General features: G+C 39.2%; 13 protein-coding genes. 6 read left to right on the top strand and 7 right to left on the bottom strand.

Annotation, left to right across the window (positions count from 1 at the left end):
- Window positions 1–709 precede the first annotated feature (709 nt).
- The 5 genes from H6G86_RS03205 (at window position 710) to H6G86_RS03185 (ending at window position 5,422) form a co-directional block, all read left to right on the top strand.
- Entirely contained in the window at window positions 710–1,318 is a 609-nt protein-coding gene (locus H6G86_RS03205) for a hypothetical protein (RefSeq protein ID WP_190933075.1), read from the top strand.
- Window positions 1,319–1,544: 226 nt separating this feature from the next.
- Window positions 1,545–3,329: an OmpA family protein gene (locus tag H6G86_RS03200; protein WP_190933074.1), complete on the top strand. Its 1,785-nt coding sequence runs from the start codon at window positions 1,545–1,547 to the stop codon at window positions 3,327–3,329.
- 14 nt (window positions 3,330–3,343) lie between these two features.
- Window positions 3,344–3,844 (top strand): Rab family GTPase, encoded by a 501-nt coding sequence (locus H6G86_RS03195; protein WP_190933073.1) that lies wholly within the window; start codon window positions 3,344–3,346, stop codon window positions 3,842–3,844.
- Window positions 3,845–4,243, top strand: coding sequence for a hypothetical protein (locus H6G86_RS03190; protein WP_190933072.1), 399 nt, complete (start codon window positions 3,845–3,847; stop codon window positions 4,241–4,243).
- 42 nt (window positions 4,244–4,285) lie between these two features.
- A complete protein-coding gene (locus H6G86_RS03185) occupies window positions 4,286–5,422 on the top strand; it encodes a sensor histidine kinase (RefSeq protein ID WP_190933071.1) in 1,137 nt (378 codons plus the stop codon).
- A 205-nt stretch (window positions 5,423–5,627) separates the two neighbouring features.
- Here H6G86_RS03185 and H6G86_RS03180 read toward each other — a convergent pair whose 3' ends face one another.
- Entirely contained in the window at window positions 5,628–7,847 is a 2,220-nt protein-coding gene (locus H6G86_RS03180) for a pentapeptide repeat-containing protein (RefSeq protein ID WP_190933070.1), read from the bottom strand.
- A 9-nt stretch (window positions 7,848–7,856) separates the two neighbouring features.
- Window positions 7,857–8,861 (bottom strand): zinc-dependent alcohol dehydrogenase family protein, encoded by a 1,005-nt coding sequence (locus H6G86_RS03175; protein WP_190933069.1) that lies wholly within the window; start codon window positions 8,859–8,861, stop codon window positions 7,857–7,859.
- A 464-nt stretch (window positions 8,862–9,325) separates the two neighbouring features.
- Between H6G86_RS03175 and H6G86_RS03170 the strand changes: the two genes are divergently transcribed.
- A complete protein-coding gene (locus H6G86_RS03170; protein WP_190933068.1) occupies window positions 9,326–11,248 on the top strand; it encodes a right-handed parallel beta-helix repeat-containing protein in 1,923 nt (640 codons plus the stop codon).
- A gap of 254 nt (window positions 11,249–11,502) precedes the next feature.
- Here H6G86_RS03170 and arsS read toward each other — a convergent pair whose 3' ends face one another.
- The 5 genes from arsS to H6G86_RS03145 form a co-directional block, all read right to left on the bottom strand.
- Entirely contained in the window at window positions 11,503–12,492 is a 990-nt protein-coding gene (gene arsS, locus H6G86_RS03165) for an arsenosugar biosynthesis radical SAM (seleno)protein ArsS (protein ID WP_190933067.1), read from the bottom strand.
- A gap of 52 nt (window positions 12,493–12,544) precedes the next feature.
- Window positions 12,545–13,504, bottom strand: coding sequence for an inorganic phosphate transporter (locus H6G86_RS03160; RefSeq protein ID WP_190933066.1), 960 nt, complete (start codon window positions 13,502–13,504; stop codon window positions 12,545–12,547).
- A 146-nt stretch (window positions 13,505–13,650) separates the two neighbouring features.
- A complete protein-coding gene (arsM, locus tag H6G86_RS03155; protein ID WP_190933065.1) occupies window positions 13,651–14,619 on the bottom strand; it encodes an arsenosugar biosynthesis arsenite methyltransferase ArsM in 969 nt (322 codons plus the stop codon).
- Between the two features lie 265 nt (window positions 14,620–14,884).
- A complete protein-coding gene (locus H6G86_RS03150; protein WP_190933064.1) occupies window positions 14,885–15,559 on the bottom strand; it encodes a response regulator transcription factor in 675 nt (224 codons plus the stop codon).
- Window positions 15,560–15,753: 194 nt separating this feature from the next.
- Window positions 15,754–16,041, bottom strand: a complete 288-nt coding sequence (locus tag H6G86_RS03145; protein ID WP_190933063.1) for a Mo-dependent nitrogenase C-terminal domain-containing protein — start codon at window positions 16,039–16,041, stop codon at window positions 15,754–15,756.
- Window positions 16,042–16,336: the final 295 nt, after the last annotated feature.

Below are 16,336 nucleotides of genomic sequence, written 5' to 3'. Positions count from 1 at the left end.
GACAATAATTTCTCAATTTTTTCATATATCTAATTTCAGACTTATAAATTTAAATTGAATTTTCTCGTTTAAATTTGCACTTTTATTTTGAAAATATGGAGATTGAATTCGTTAATTATTAATCTTAATTGCAATTTAGATACCTTTCTTTTGCTCTCAATAAGTATTGATATTGAAGTTTTCTACACTTAGTGCAATGTTATTTAAGTGCAAACTTATACTATTAACATCTAAGTACTTTAGCACAATAAAATAAAACTATGTAAAGAAAAATGAACTAGGCTAATATCCTTATATCTATTGCCTGTTGCCTGATCCCAACGACAATTATTTACGCCCGCTTACTTATGCAAGCTGAAGCAATGCGAACGAAAGAACAATGGAAAATCGAGTTTTTTGACTGGTGTACACTGTAGCCAATACATCAGGGAGATTAAGAGAGATAATTTAACTTGTGTGTACACCGTAGTCAGAGCAGGAAGAGGAATGGAAGCGAGGTTTTGCAGATAAGAATGAAAAATCGGCTTCTCCATAAGTAGCTTGCGAAATTCATCATTACTTTGGCTAAAGATTGGATGTTTTCCTATATATTCAAGTAGATGTAATTTTTTACGTATAAATATAATTTATACTTATTAGTACCTCTGCTGTGGATATAGTATCAAAATTAACATCAAACCAAAATTTAGTTTCCCAAGGAATTAAAAATATGAACTCACCTGAAGAATACATCAATAATAATTCATCAAATATAGAAAAACAGAATTCGAATGCAAACATAAATGAGTTGCAATTTAGTAATAACAGTATGAGTGAAGGTAGAAACTTAGATAAAGTTAGAGAAATTCTTTTTGGCAATCAAATACGGGATACGGAAAGAAGATTTACCCGTCTAGAAGAACGTCTAATTAAAGAATTGGGCAACGTGCGAGATGAAACAAGAAAACGTCTAGACGCTTTAGAAATTTATATTAAACAAGAAGTTGATTCTTTAACGCAGCGCCTAAAAAATGAGCAGGACGAGCGTGACTCTCAGGTAAAAGCAGTTGCTGAAGAAAGTAAAAGCATAATTATATCTTTAGAAAAAAAGATTACTCAATTTGATGAACAATCAACTAATAGTCAACGAGAGTTGCGCGAGCAGATTCTCAACCAATCTAAAAGCTTACAAGATGAGATACAACAAAAATCTCAGGAAATAGTAGCTTTAATAGAACGGGAAGCTCAAGAACTTCGCAGAGAGAAAACGGATCGTTCAAATCTTGCGGCTATGTTTACAGAGTTAGCTATCCGGCTGAATGCAGAAAATAAGTCTTGAGCTAAGGAGTTGTTTGAAAATTTTTTCACTATGAATTTTGGCACTTTTATATTCTCCTTACCCCTATGAGAAAGGGGAACTTAAAAGAATTTAAAAGTTTTAAGACAAGAATACTTTCAAAATATCCTCTATTCTAAGGTTAAAAGATTTTTACCTATCGGTACATCTCTTCTGTTTACAACAGAATGCTACTTGATGATAAATTGTGAATTGGGGAATTTTGGTAATGAATGACTATTCAAAAAATCCAATACCGAAAGCATCCTCTGAAGGTTTGGACAGCAACAACCAAACCTTCGAACTTAATGATGAACTAACTATACTCCGTAGTTTGCTTCTGGATATTGAGCCGACTAAACTTAAAACACTTTATGAGCGATTAGAAAACCCTCAAATTCTACCAGAAGATATTAGCAAGATGCTTCCAGAAGCTGTTATCTTGCGCTCAAAGCAAGATAAACAACTTGGGGAAGTAATGGTATCAACTGTGGAAAATGCCATTGAAGTTTCTGTTAAACAAGACCACAATGTGCTTTCAGATGCATTATTTCCAGTTATTGGGCCAGCTACTCGCAAGGCGATTTCCACGGCTCTTGAGGAAATGATGCAATCGATGAATCAAACTCTGGAACATAGCTTGTCTCCACAGAGCTTTAAATGGAGGCTAGAAGCACAACGCACAGGAAAATCATTTGCGGAAATTGTGCTGTTACGGACGCTAGTTTATCGAGTTGAACAAATCTTTTTGATTCATAAAAAATCAGGGTTATTGCTGCAACATTTAGTAACAACGCAGATAACAGTTCAAGATCCAGATTTAGTAGCTGCGATGTTGACAGCTATCCAGGATTTTGTCAAAGATTCCTTTAAGGTACAAAAAGTAGATGGGTTAAAAAGTTTACGCTTTGGAGAAGTCATAATTTGGATTGAAGAGGGGCCGCAAGCTCTAGTAGCAGCGATGATTCGAGGGAATCCTCCTCAAGAATTAAGGTTAGTTTTGCAAGAAGCGATAGAAAAAATTCACCTAAAGCTAGGTAGAGAAATTAAAAATTTTACAGGGGAAACAGAAGTATTTCAGGCCAGCCTGCCTTATTTAGAAGCTTGTCTGGTAGTTCAGTATAAATCTGCGGCTAAAAAAAATTATACCTATGCCTGGGCTTTCTTGGGCGCGATCGCGATCGCTTGTGGAACTTGGGGCTTTTTTGCAATCAGAGAACAACTTCGTTGGCAAGCATATCTCCAAAAACTCAATTCTCTGCCAGGAATTGTTGTGATTAACACCAAGCAAGCTTTTGGCAAATATTTTATTTCGGGAATGCGCGATCCCTTAGCAGTAGATCCCAATACACTAATACAACAAACAAATCTTAATCCCAAAATAGTAATTAGCCAGTGGCAACCTTATTTGTCTTTAGAGCCACAATTTACTGCCAAAAGAGTTGAAAAATTGTTGCATCCTCCCCAGACTGTATCATTAAGGGTTGATAACAACGGTATTCTTAATGTAACTGGTTATGCATCCCGTAAATGGATTTTAGAAGCACGGAAATTATGGATATTTATTCCTGGTGTTACCCAATTTCAAGACCAAAAACTCGTAGAAATAGAACTTAGCGAGTTAGAGTTATCTAAAATAAAGATAGAAAAAGAAATATTTTTTTTTACAGAAGGAACAACTGAGTTGATGCCTGGTGAAATTGACAAATTGCCTAATTTGTTTTTATCAATCCGCAAATGTTTGGATATTGCCAAGTATTTAGATAAAAATGTGCAGATTCAAATAATTGGACATACTAATAGTGCTGGAACAGAACGAAGAAATAGACCGCTCAGTCAAGCCCGCGCTAATAAAATTCTATCTTATTTAAAATCCCAAGGAATCAAGACAAACCAATTTCAAGCACTAACTGTAAGTTCTAGCCTAACTTCCCTGCCAGAATTAACGCCAGAATCTAAAGAATTTAATCGGAGAGTATCTTTCAAAGTATTAATAAATAATACCTCTAAATAAAATTATATCAATTTATGGTTATCCAGAAAAAAATTTGTATGATAGGTGCATTTGCTACAGGTAAAACTAGTTTAGTGGCAATGTTTGTCCACAGTATTTTTTCTGAAAAATATCATACTACTGTGGGTGTAAAAATTGATAAAAAAGCTATAGATATTCAAGATAAAAAAATCAACCTTATCCTTTGGGATATCTATGGAGAAGATGAGTTTCAAGAATTACAAATGTCTTACTTGCGAGGTTCTGCTGGTTATTTATTAGTTGTAGATGGTACCAGATATAATACTTTACAAAAAGCTTTTGACTTACAAATAAAAATAGAAGATGCCATTGGTCGGGTTCCCTTTATTTTAGTCATAAACAAGTTGGATATAACGGATGAATGGGAAATTGAACCTGCTGAGATAGATGATGTTACACAAAAGGGTTGGACTGTGATTAAAACAAGTGCCAAACATGGTATTGGTGTAGAAGAAGCTTTTCAAACTCTCGCTAAAAAAATATTGGATTGCTAAATGTTGGATGTCCCTGTTTTTGTAATTGCCTATATTCTAAATTTGCTAACAGCAGAGTCTTCTCTTGGCTATCTGTTGGTTAATAAAGATGGTAGCCTCTTAACTTGGGGTGGAAAGTTGGCAGATTATGGAATTACTAACCTCCATAAAGGCAAAAATGCAAAAGAGCAAGTTGTTTTTCTAGAAGGGTTACTCCCATTAGATGATACTTCCATATTTCTACCATTCATCCAAACAGAGTATGGCAGTTGTGTAGATGTTCATATATTACCGACGAAGGAAGCAGATTGGGTATTGCTGTTAGATAGTAGCTGTGATAGAGACTACCTCTTTCCTATTCAGCAAAAAGCAAATGATTTCAGACTATTACAGGAAAAATTAAATAGAAAGTTAAATTAATAAACTAGAGTCAAAATTAATTTATTATATCAGGTTTAACTCATGAATACACCTATCACGGATGATATGCTCACAGCTTTGAACATTCTGGCGTTAGAGCAAATTGATGCAGGTTTATTTAAAATTATTGGTAATTTACCTAATTGGTTAAATCAATTTTCTTGTAAGATTTTAGCATCAGGAATGAATATCTCAATACCACAGGAAGAGTTTTCTTTTTTAAATAATTTTTTAATTGATGCCGAAAAATTTTGGACTAACAATAATACTAAAAAACTCAGTTCAGGTTTATGGACTGAAATAGATGCAGATGGACAAGAATATCAATTTAAAGCTTATGCAATTTGTGTGAATAATAGAAAATTTTTATTGATCGAGGCTTTGGAAGATTCTGATCAAGAACAGCAGTATGTACTCCAAAAAGCTAGAGAATATCAATTGATTTATCAGCAATTACTTAAGGATAATCAAAAAAAAGATGTTCTAATTCATTGTCTTATCCATGATATAGCAGTAGAATTGAGCGCTATAAACTGCTGTTTTGCGCTACTAGAATTTGAAAACTTAACACCTAAAGGAAAAGAATATTTAGAAACTGGTATAAAGCAATGTCTAAAACAAGAGATGCTGATTAAAGATATTTTAGACGCTTTTTCTACTGAAGCAGCATTAGCAGAAAATTCTCATATCGATATTGAAGAAGCACCTAATATCTTAAGTTCTATACAAGAGGTAATTGAATTTTCAAAACTTAACTTTGCCCTTAATAATATACAATTACAGCTTGCTAGCAATATTGATATGACAACAGACTGGAAAGTTATGGCAGATAAATCTCGTTTAGATAGAGTGATTTCTAATTTAGTAGAAAATGCTTATAGATATAGTAACCCAGATTCTATTGTGACTATTGGCCTACAGTTGGATGGGCAATATGTTTTATTTACTATAGATGATTGTGGTTTGGGTGTACCGCCAGAAATGGAAAAGAATTTATTTCAAAAGTTCTCTCAAGGCAAAGGTAAATCAGGAAGAGTTGGTTTAGGTCTTTATTTTTGTAGAATCACACTTGAACGCTGGGGAGGTATGATTGGTTATTTACCTCGTCTTGAAGGTGGTTCTAGATTTTGGTTCCGCTTGCCAAGACTAGCATCAGTGTTGACATACTCCCCGGCGTGAACGCACGGTGATTTTGGAGTAATGAGTAATAAGTAATAAGTAATGAGTAATGAGTAAATACCCATTTTTCATCCACTCATTACTCATTACTCCTTGACGAGTTACTTTAAAGCATTGCGTGAAGCACGGGGTTTCAGACCCATATTTTTGATGAGTTAAAAGTATCCCCAGTTAATAGATTCATTACTGCTAATCGCCTGGTAAGCTACTTTAGATAAATTAGCAAATTCAATCCCGGAATTGTGCGAGAAAGAGTCCACAAAACAAGAGTAATGTAAATTACACCTAAACTCCATTCATACCAAGCTAGTGCAGAGATGATACCTGGTAAGTGTTCGTCTCGCAGGCGAATGTCGTTAAATCCTAATTTCACTAAGTTGTTGAGACTAAAATCATAGTAGTTGAGCCAGTTCCAACGCCGATCGCTCAGTAGAGGCATATATCGTTCACGAAATGTCTGATTCCTTGGTATCACTGGTAAACGTCCAATCAACAATCGTAACTGGCGAAATGTGCCATCTTCGGTGAAGTAAGAAACGTTCATTAAATCGTGATAACGACCTTGTTGGTAAAGTCGGATCAATAATGCCAGTGGTACGGGGACAAGAATTATGAAAAGACACCCCAGTGTCAGCCAAGGTTGTTGAGCATTGCGAAAGATGGCTAGTAAGCTCAAGAATTCTAAAACGCTAAAACTGATTAATATCGCAATAGTTTCGTAAGATGTGGGAATAATTGCTACAGGATGCAGGCGGCGATAGCGATCCACTAGCCAAAATAGTAAGCCAAAATAGGCGATCGCAACTCCTCCCACGCCAAACACTAACCAAAAATTTGTCCCATAGCCACTCAACAACAGCAGTACACTCAATCCCAACCAACTCCAAGCTTGCAGTAACCAACCACCAATAGAAAGGGCTTCGCCAACAATTAAGCGATCGCTCAGTTGTGTGTATTTTTCTAAACCGATGTCTGCTAAAGTCAATAACTCACTGCTGTTGCGAAAGGATTTTATCAGACGACGCTGGGCGATCGCTGCGGCTTGAGTTGCGGAAAAACCCAGTTTAATCAAACTTGCAACACTTGCACTATTAATATTTGTAGCTGTCAAACGGCGGCTCATTTCTACTAATCGCAGCTGTTGTTTTGTGTATTCCAGTTCATTCGCATCGGCAACTTGTTGTTGCTGACGGAAATTTTGCCCCAAATTCCGCAAGATATTTTGATTACCTTGCAATGTAGGAATGCAGAACATCTTACCAATTTGACCGGGATTACCTAAAATTTTTGCTTGGTTAGAGTTAAAAGTTAAACCAGGTACGCTTAGACAAGCTTCTTTAGAAAACCTGGCATCGCTAAAATCTGCTTGGTTGAGAATGCTTGCACCTTGTAAATTAACTGATTGATTAAACTCCACTTCTCGAAATATGAGAGCTTGCTCAAAAGTCGCATCTGTTAAAAAGAGAAACTGATTAAAATTTGCTTTAGTAAACTGGGCTTGATTGGCAAAGCGGACATCAGAAAAATCAGCATTTTCTTGCCACTTCACACTACTAAATTTAGCCAATTGTTTAAAAGTTGCTTGGTTGAAGTTAGCAATCTTTTCAAAGATACTCCCTTGAAAATCAGCGAATTCTTGAAATTGGGTTTGTTTAAAATTAGCTTTTTCAAAAAAAATACTGCCCTGAAAATTGCTTGGTTGCTTAAATTTAGTACCACTAAAGCTGACGGGACGACCAAACCGGGTTTCAGCCCAATTCGTGGATTGGAGAAAAGTTGCACCTTGAGCATCTACAGACTGAAGAAAGAATGTATTAGAAAACTTCATTTCGCCATTGAAGCGAGTTTGCACAAGTTTCAAGACACCACGAAAGACAGCAATTTCACTGGATGGGGTTGGCTCTGTTCCCAAAAGCGATCGACAATCTTTGGAGTTCGCTAGTGATTCTAGACAAATAAAGCGCAAACGTTCTAGTTCTTGTTTTTCAGTAGCTGTGAAAATCGGAGCAATAGCTTGGGCGTACAAGGAGGTTCTTAAACCCAAATCGCTACCCACAAAATCCCCTAAAATCAGGGCATAGCTGAGGTCTAAACCCAGAGGTTTTGTACCTAGCTCTTTTCGTAGTAATTGGTAAAAAGCATCACGAAAGCTAGCGTTTTCGGGGCGCAAATCAATCACCATCTTCTGCAAATCTACTGTAAAATTGCCTTCGCGGAGTGCTGGTGTATGTAGACGTTCTTGTAATAATTCCAGAGTTAGGGGTGTACGTTCTGGTTGCGTTTGTGCTGCTGAAGTAGGTAGGGGGAGGAGGAGTAAAACGCAAAGGAACGCAAAGAGAAGCGCAGAGGTACGCAGAGAAAGGTTTCTGGGTATCTTTGCGTTTAACCTCTGGGTGCATCTATGTTTAAAAAATAAATTATGCAAATTGTTCGATCATTCGTCGCTAATCAGTAGAACAATTTTACCCGTCACAGAACCGCTTTCAATTAGTTGGTGCGCCTTAGCTGCTTCTTTTAAAGGAAACTTGTGAGTAACATGAATTTTTAACTTACCTTCATCGATCCAGGTAGCACATTGTTCGAGAATTTCTGCATGGTGCTGGAGGCTGTCTTCCAATCCTAGCAACGCTGGTGTCAGCATTAATTCTAAACCAATGCGGAGATTGCGTAATCTAGCAGTTTTCCAAACAGTATTGGCATCGGGTTCGAGAATCGTCACAATATCACCATATACTCGCACTGCGGGAAAGGTTTTGTGAAAGGTTTCGCCGCCTACGGTATCAAAAGCCAAGTCTACGCCTTCGCCGCCAGTCCAATCTAATACCGCTTGCACAAAGTCTGTTTGTTTGTAAAAAATTACATGATCAGCACCGAGTTCTTTGACGAAATTAGCCTTTGCTTCAGAACCCACTGTGGTAGAAACAGTAGCACCTTTGAGTTTCGCTAATTGAATTGCTACATGACCGACACCACCAGCACCAGCATGAATGAAAACCCGTTCCCCAGGTGATAATCGTCCCCTTTCGTATAAAGCTTCCCAGGCGGTGATTAATACTAAAGGTGCTGCGGCTGCTTCAGCAAAGGAGATAGAGGCAGGTTTACGTGCCACAAACCGCTCATCCACAACGGTATATTCAGCATAATTTCCTTGGTGTGCGCCCAAGCCGCCATAGCAAAAATATACTTCATCGCCTGGGCGAAAACGCTGAACACCAGCACCCACAGCCTCAACTACACCAGCACCATCACATCCTAAAATAGTCGGCGTGCGATCGGGGTAGAAAGTGCCTCGGCTACGAAGTTTAGTGTCAATGGGGTTAATGCCAGCCGCTACCAAACGCACTAAAAGTTCAGTATTTCCTGGAACAGTAGGATTTGGCACTTCCTGTATTTGTAGAACTTCGGGACTGCCAGCTGCTGTCATCAAGACTGCTTTCACAACTCTTTCCTCCTGGCTTTAGATGCACGTTCTTATGCAACTTTAGCGCAAGGGGTAGACACAAAGTTCTGTCTAAAGGAAAACTGCTGTATAGCGCAATATGGTTCAGTTAAGCAAATTTATCTGTTAAGGCAGGGGGAGAATTCGTAACTCCTAACTCTTCACGGGCTAAACGCCCCGCTACCGCTAGCCATAAGAGTGTGGACTCTAGGGTAGAGGACGTAAATTCACACGAATAAATCTTAATACTCAGGTGAAAGATAGAATGGTACGTTTTTTACAGTTTATCTATCAATAGGTACTGGATAAAAATTTCCAAGTAGTATTACTTCCTCCTTCTAAAGATGAGGAAGAGTTCCCCGCCGCAGTACTTCTTACGGTGGAAAGCCTTCTATTCTTTTTCCTGTCATTCTTTCCTCATTTCTCCCCTCCCTTGCGTCCATAGCTTTTCTCTCCTTTGAGTAATGATAAAGACTCTACGCTCCCTTCTTTCCTACGCAGCTTTAACTACTATTGCTTTGGTAGCTGTAGTCACAACCCAGTTAGTAACTACCCAAAAAACTCCTGCGATCGCTAACATTACACCTACCGTTATTCATTCGTTTAATAGCAGTAACAAGTCCTATGGTTCCAATTCAGAGGCAGAATCTGTACAAAACAACGATGGTAAGCTTTACGGTACGAGGTATGGGGGAGGCGCAAATGATAAAGACCTGATTTTTAGGGTTCCTCCTAATGATAGTAATTTCAACCTTTTCTATTTGTTTAGGGAGAAGAATGGTCAAAGGACTAATCCTAAAATTGCGGCTACCCAATCTACCACGAGCTTGTACGTCTACGTGTCTCCCACGGGAAGCGACACCGGAGGCGATGGATCGCTAGGCAAGCCATTGAGGACGTTGGCGTATGCAGCAAAACGAGTTCAACCGAATCAAAACTACACGATTTACTTGAACGCAGGTGTCTATAGGGAAACGGAAGCGACGGTACTTCCGCCAGGTGTGAATATCGAGGGAGCAGGTGAATCAAGCGTGACTATCACTAGCAACAGTGCGATTCCGGCTCCAGGAATAAACACAGGTAGCACCGACTGGAGTCTTTTGCATTATGGAAGCATTATTCAGCTTGTCTCGCCTAGCTACTCCGGCTCGAGCCCTAGGTACGGGGCTCCTTCCGAGATGATTGAGGCGACAGACGGCAATCAGACCTTAAGCGGCTTCACCATAGACGGGAACGGCAAGACCATCAAAGCCGGTGTCTGGGTGGAAAATCGTAATAACGTGACTATGCATAATGTCACGTTCAAAGATTTCCAGCATAGCGGTGCAGTTTTTACCCGTGGCAATATGTGGTGGTTCGTCCCTCTTCCAGAGGGGAAGTGGATGAAGAACACAACGATATATGATTGCAAGTTTATTAACTCCGCAGCAGATGGAGTATCGGGAGGATCTACCGGGAACCTGAGACTTGGAGGACTGGATGGCGCTGACATCTACAACATTACTATCCGAGAAAATAAAGGATACGGCATCAAGTTCATGCATGTAGGTCATGTACGTAACGTGAAAATTCACGATTGCGACATCCAGGTTCCGGAAGTTGATTCCCAGTGGAGCGAGGATGCTTCTATTGAACTTTGGAATTTGAGTTATGGAAACGAAATCTACAACGTTACCTGTAATACGTGGTTATCGATGGTTAATCATGCAGTAATGAATGATTACCAGCCGACAGCTACACACCCAAGCAATCTCAAGATGCGAAACGTAAGAATAAAAGATCTTGACGGACAGAGTGTTAAGGAGTCAATTGAGGTTGCCTTGAGTGGAGTTGAGATATCCGACTCCTACTTTCAGGATAAGGGCTTCGGTATTGCGATCTGGGGAGGGAAAGCATGGGGCGGAAGTATAGAAAATCACAACATCAACATCCACAATAATATTTTCACAAATGTTGCTCGTAAAGTTCAATTTGGTTTCGGGAACAGTGCTGCCGTCTTCATTCCCGATTTAGCTACCAACATCAAGATTCACAACAACGTGTTCGATACCTTAGGGAATAGCCTACAGCTCGACTCCGTAGACAGAATATCGATCAAAAATAATGTGTTCTTGAACTCTCAAGGAGACGATGTGCAAGGAGGTAAAAACATTGCTTTCACTAATAATCTCCGCAGGAATACGAACCCAGCAAAACCAACTTGGCAGATCCGATTCGCGGCTAATGCGACAAACATCCAGGGCGATCCAAGATTTACAAGTACAGGCGACCGTTGGAACTCTTACTACAAGGCGGCTTCGTCACGCAGTCTTGTGGTGGATAGAGGAACAAATGTAGGACTTCCTTACTCTGGTTCGGCACCTGACATCGGTCGATGGGAGTGGTAAAAATACTTGTTGGGTTTTGGGGGAAAGGGAAAAGGTTAAAAGGGAAAAAACCTTATATAAGGATTTATTTGATGACACGAATTTATCTCAACATCATTTAATTTTTCACTGTACAAAAGGGGAAAAAACCGCGAAACATAATGCTTCACGGTTTTCAGTGTGGTGTAAGGAGCTTAACTAAATCTCATCATAAAGTAACAGCCCAACAACAACGCACTGGTAACAATTTTGGTAACAGACTTTTTTTAGGGGCCTTAGAGCAAAGCACCACCACAACTAGAACCACACCCAGCAGTACAACCATAGCAATAAGCAGCAGTTTGGATCTCACTAATCAGGTCTATACTGCCAGCTTCTAGCAATTTGCTAACTGTTAAGGTTGCAGAATTATCAGTTTTTGCAGGCAAATTCATCATCTGGTTAAAGTCACAATCATATACATTTCCTAGATAGTCAATTGAAAGTTGATCGCGGCACATCAAATGTTCAACTGTGCCAGGATTAAAATTTGACTCTAAAAACTGCAAATAGCTACTGTACAGTTTTCTCCGTTCTAAATGTATTTTGGTTCTACCAACTGGTAGGTTGGTAATGGTGAAGAGGTTGTTAAATACAATATTAAAATGTTCTTGTAAGAACATTTTGTAATCTTGTTCTAGGTTGGTCTGTTCGGGAGCTAAGGAAAATTTTTCAGTAATGGGTAACTGGGGATTGAATACCAAGTCCAAAATTAAATTTTTATCTTTACCATAGCCGAGTTGGTTAAGCCACTGCAAAGCTTTAACGGAACTATCAAAAACGCCAGAACCACGCATTTTATCAACATTATCTGCTAAATAGCATGGTAGGGAAGCCACAACTCTTATTTGGTGTTGAGCAAAATATTCTGGTAAATCAGCAAATCCATCTTCAAAATAAATAGTCAAATTAGACCGGACAATCACCTGCTTGCCGGTTGCTCTTGCTGCTTCTACTAATGGCTTAAATCCATAATTCATTTCTGGTGCGCCACCAGTCAAATCTACAATTTTAATTTCGGGAAATTTATGGATTAGCGAAATCAATTGTTCGCAAATTTCAGGAGAAAGCTCTTCTGTACGTTTTGGCCCAGCTTCGACATGACAGTGTGTACAGGCAAGGTTACAACGCTTACCTAGATTAATTTGTAAAACAGAGATCCCCTTTTTTTTGAAAGGGGAATTGAGTTTATTCTTAAATGGTGTAATTTTTGATTGAGTTTGCATTAGCTACTATTCCTTAAATATGGCAAATATGGCAATAATCTATTCAATTTCTCTAACCTTGTAATAATCGATAAATTATTCCACTAATAATTGCAGCAGTAGGTAAAGTTAAAATCCACGATAATAGTATCTGATAAAAAACATGCATATTGGCTTTTTTGCCAGTCAAACCGACTCCAAAAATAGAACCAACTGAAACATGAGTGGTGGAAACAGGAAGTCCAAACAGACTAGCTGAAATCACTAGAATTCCAGTTACTATATTTGCTGATAAGCCTTGAAAATGATTCAATGAGGTAATCTTTTCACTCATGGTGACAGCAACTTTTTGGGAGTTGAGTAAACCGCCAAGTGCCATTGCGATCGCAATTGTGATCATTCCTCCCTGAACTGAAAAATACTCAATAACTAGAATGAGTGAGGAAATCTTGGGAGTATCATTTAATCCTCTAGCAAAACTCACAACTCCGGCGCTGAGAAAATGGCAAGTATCAATCATTTTTTGATTGACTGGTAGATTCCATTTGGAATTGATATAGCCAGATAAGCTGTAAATTGCTGCTCCGAAGGGAATGGCAATGATCGGACTGAGAAATAAAGGCAAAACAAAGGAAGTTCCCAAAACGGCAAAATTAACTTTGAGTCCGATCGCAACTAATCCAGCGCCAACCAGCGCACCTATTAAACTGTGAGTTGTGGAAATGGGAAACCCCATAAGGGTGGCTATCAGTACAGTTAGACCAGTTGCGATCGCAACTGCGAGATGAAATTCTGGTGAATTAGTGATCGCATCAGGCACTAATCCTTTACCAGAGAAGTTTTTAATTAGTGTACTCGCCAAAAAAGTTGCAGTTGCCGCACCACCTAAAGTTGTGAAAGTTGCCCACAGAATTGCTGTTTGATAGCTGCTAGTTCGGCTACCAAACAACGTTGCTACCCCTTTAAAGTTGTCATTGGCACCATTCGAATATGCTAAAAAAAGCGTAGCGATAAATAAACTAATTAACAACATTTTGGGGTTTGTAAGAAAGAAGTCAGAATCTAGAATTCAGAATCAAGAATGCAATTAGTGAAATATTCAAATTGGGCATTCATTCTCCAGTTGCACAGAATTACAAATAATTCTACCTACTGACACTTGAATTCTTTTTTAAGAAATTAACAGCAACCACCACCGCTATAGTGCCAGGTGGAGTTAGTAACAATTATTTCTGCTGGCTTGATAGCTGCAAGTTTAGCGGCAGTTTTATCACACACTGCTGCGGGAATACCTCGCTGAAGTAAGTGTCCTGCTGAGTCATCGAAAAAGGGTTCCGAGCCAGCATAAATTGCTGTTTTTCCCGTGAAAATACAAGCACCATCTTCTGGAATATCAACTTTAAAGGAGACAGAATCCAGGCTTTCTAAAAGTAGGTGTTCGTCTAAATTATAAGTCTGAGAATCTAGTAGACGATAAGGACGACGAGCGCGAATTTCAACTTGACCAAAGCCAGCATTTGTAATCAGTTCAGTATACTCTTGATATGTGAATGCGCCTGATAAACACATGGCTCTGAGTCGTTCATCTTGTTGAAGATGTGCTGGAATCTGGCTAGTGGCAATTGGATCGCTCATCTGCAAACGTCCACCTGGTTTTAATACCCGATAGGCTTCTTTTAAAGCACGGTTTAAATCTTCTGGTTCAAAGATGTTGAAAAGGCAATTCTGCGCCACAATATCGACGCTAGCATCAGCAACGGGTAAGTTAAAAGCATCACCTTCGCGGATTTCTACAAAACTCGTGTCAAACCACGGGTTTTCTTGAGTAGCAATTTCCAGATTGCGTGCGGCTGCTTCCCGCATGGCCCCAACAGGTTCAACGGCAATTACAGCACCTGCATAGCGGGAAAAATAAGCGAATTGCAACGCTTCTAAACCGCCACCAACGCCGACATAAAGCACAGTAGGCTGATTTCCTAGTTCGGTGGAGTGAACGGTAGTGCCACAACCATAGTTCATTTCCTGCATAGCCAAAGGAATTTTCAACCCTGGTAGTTGCAGGGGTGTACTTTGTACACAACAAAGTCCAACTTGCGGGGTTTCGGCAACTTCGCGGTAAAATTGCGCTGCTGTTTCTAGATAAGTCATGCAGTTTTAGATTTTTAGATGATGACAGCTTTGTGCATCCTAATATAATTAACCCTGAGTTGGATGAGTTATTGCTCAGATTGCCAAAAACCCCAAATCTTCCTAGAACAGAAAACTTTGAGGTTTTATCGTTATTTCACACTGGATAGGGGATGAGGGAGAAGGGGGACAAGGGGACAAGGGGACAAAAGTTTAGAACTTACAACAAGTCTTTCCCCTTGTCCCCAATTCTCCTTGTCCCCAAGTCCTCTTTCCCATCTCAAATTCAATCATGCAATGTGTAGCCGACACCACTCACAGTTTGAATGAGACACTTTTCGTTATTGGCTTCAAGTTTCAGACGCAGGTAGCGTATATGAAGTTCGATGATGTTGGCATCGCCTATGAAGTCGTAAGCCCAGACTTCTTGTAAAATGCGATCGCAGGTAATTAGCTGTCGTGGATGGGCCAGTAAATATTCCAGTAAATCAAATTCCTTAGCAGTTAACTCAATTAACCTTTGATCTCGGTACACTTGGCGCGTGCGACGATTTAAACTCAAGTCTTCAAATTCTAAAACATCTGCGCTGTCTACTTGCCAATTTCTTCGCAGGTGAGTGCCAACTCTGGCCAATAATTCATCAACACTGAAGGGCTTAACGAGGTAATCATCAGCACCAGCGTCTAAGCCTACAATGCGATCGCTTACTTCATCTTTGACGGTTAATAATATTATTGGCAATTTATCACTAATATTTCGCAGGTGGTGGCAAATTTCTAACCCCGATAAGCCAGGCAACACCCAGTCTACAATTACTAAATCTAGATGTAACTCACGCGCTGCGGTGAGTGCAGTTAATCCATCGTAGGCAATACTGACTTGATAGCCTTCATAATTTAATTCTAATTCGACAAATCGCGCCAGTTTGACTTCATCTTCAACCAGTAAGATGTGCGTCATGATGATGTTAATGATTTCAGCAGGGTACGGTAAGCAACAATACGGTCTGGAAACACTTGAGCGAGGTGCCAGCTACTTACATAGCCAAACATCTAAATTAGGTGTACGTTAGCTTAGTATAAACCTGAGTAAGTAACAACAGTATATTTGAAAATACCGATGGCTGCTTAATCAAAGAACGATCAAACTGACTATTAGCAATAGCTTGTGACATCTTCACCACATTTATCGGCAAGATAACAGAGCGCTTTAAAACGCAAACCAACCACTTCCTCGTATAGGGGATTTAATTTACACATCGGAGGGATATGAAATAGCTTCCGACCAAACAGTGTGATATCTTGCTCAAAGGGACACTGAGAAGGAATAGCTTTGCACAAGAAATGAGCCAATTTAGAGTTATGAATTTCTATCTTTTCCAACCACTCGCGTACTGGGTGTAGTAAATCATTGTGTGACCGGACTTGAATAAAGCTTGTCATAATTTTTCACCTTAATAATTTCAAACTAGATTGAGTTTGTTCTATTTGAACCTCTATAAATACATACACTTAGGTTCTATAGTTTTATGCACTGATTCCTAGTTCGTTCGTTCTCTACAGAGATAGAATGAATCTCTAGGTACACTGTAAACTACACATTCAAGGGTCAAAATTCCTGATGATTTCTACAATTTCCAAAAACTTTTGCAACAAATGAATCGGCTAAAGCTGTAACTCACTGGGTCAAGAACCGCTATATTGTGCCAAACGCTAGGCTAGATATTGCCGAACTGCA

Origin of the sequence: Nostoc sp. FACHB-133 (assembly GCF_014698055.1) — a bacterium.
In the GTDB taxonomy this organism is placed as follows: domain Bacteria; phylum Cyanobacteriota; class Cyanobacteriia; order Cyanobacteriales; family Nostocaceae; genus Nostoc.
The sequence above is the reverse complement of the archived record's forward strand: the minus strand, read 5'-3'. Positions and strand labels throughout refer to the sequence as shown.

Excerpts from the sequence above, each read along its gene's own strand:
- arsM (WP_190933065.1), bottom strand. The coding sequence starts at position 14,619 with ATGACTTATCTAGAAACAGCAGCGCAATTTTACCGCGAAGTTGCCGAA.
- H6G86_RS03145 (WP_190933063.1), bottom strand. The coding sequence starts at position 16,041 with ATGACAAGCTTTATTCAAGTCCGGTCACACAATGATTTACTACACCCA.
- H6G86_RS03185 (WP_190933071.1), top strand. The coding sequence starts at position 4,286 with ATGAATACACCTATCACGGATGATATGCTCACAGCTTTGAACATTCTG.
- H6G86_RS03160 (WP_190933066.1), bottom strand. The coding sequence starts at position 13,504 with ATGTTGTTAATTAGTTTATTTATCGCTACGCTTTTTTTAGCATATTCG.
- arsS (WP_190933067.1), bottom strand. The coding sequence starts at position 12,492 with ATGCAAACTCAATCAAAAATTACACCATTTAAGAATAAACTCAATTCC.
- H6G86_RS03205 (WP_190933075.1), top strand. The coding sequence starts at position 710 with ATGAACTCACCTGAAGAATACATCAATAATAATTCATCAAATATAGAA.
- H6G86_RS03200 (WP_190933074.1), top strand. The coding sequence starts at position 1,545 with ATGAATGACTATTCAAAAAATCCAATACCGAAAGCATCCTCTGAAGGT.
- H6G86_RS03195 (WP_190933073.1), top strand. The coding sequence starts at position 3,344 with ATGGTTATCCAGAAAAAAATTTGTATGATAGGTGCATTTGCTACAGGT.
- H6G86_RS03150 (WP_190933064.1), bottom strand. The coding sequence starts at position 15,559 with ATGACGCACATCTTACTGGTTGAAGATGAAGTCAAACTGGCGCGATTT.
- H6G86_RS03170 (WP_190933068.1), top strand. The coding sequence starts at position 9,326 with ATGATAAAGACTCTACGCTCCCTTCTTTCCTACGCAGCTTTAACTACT.
- H6G86_RS03190 (WP_190933072.1), top strand. The coding sequence starts at position 3,845 with ATGTTGGATGTCCCTGTTTTTGTAATTGCCTATATTCTAAATTTGCTA.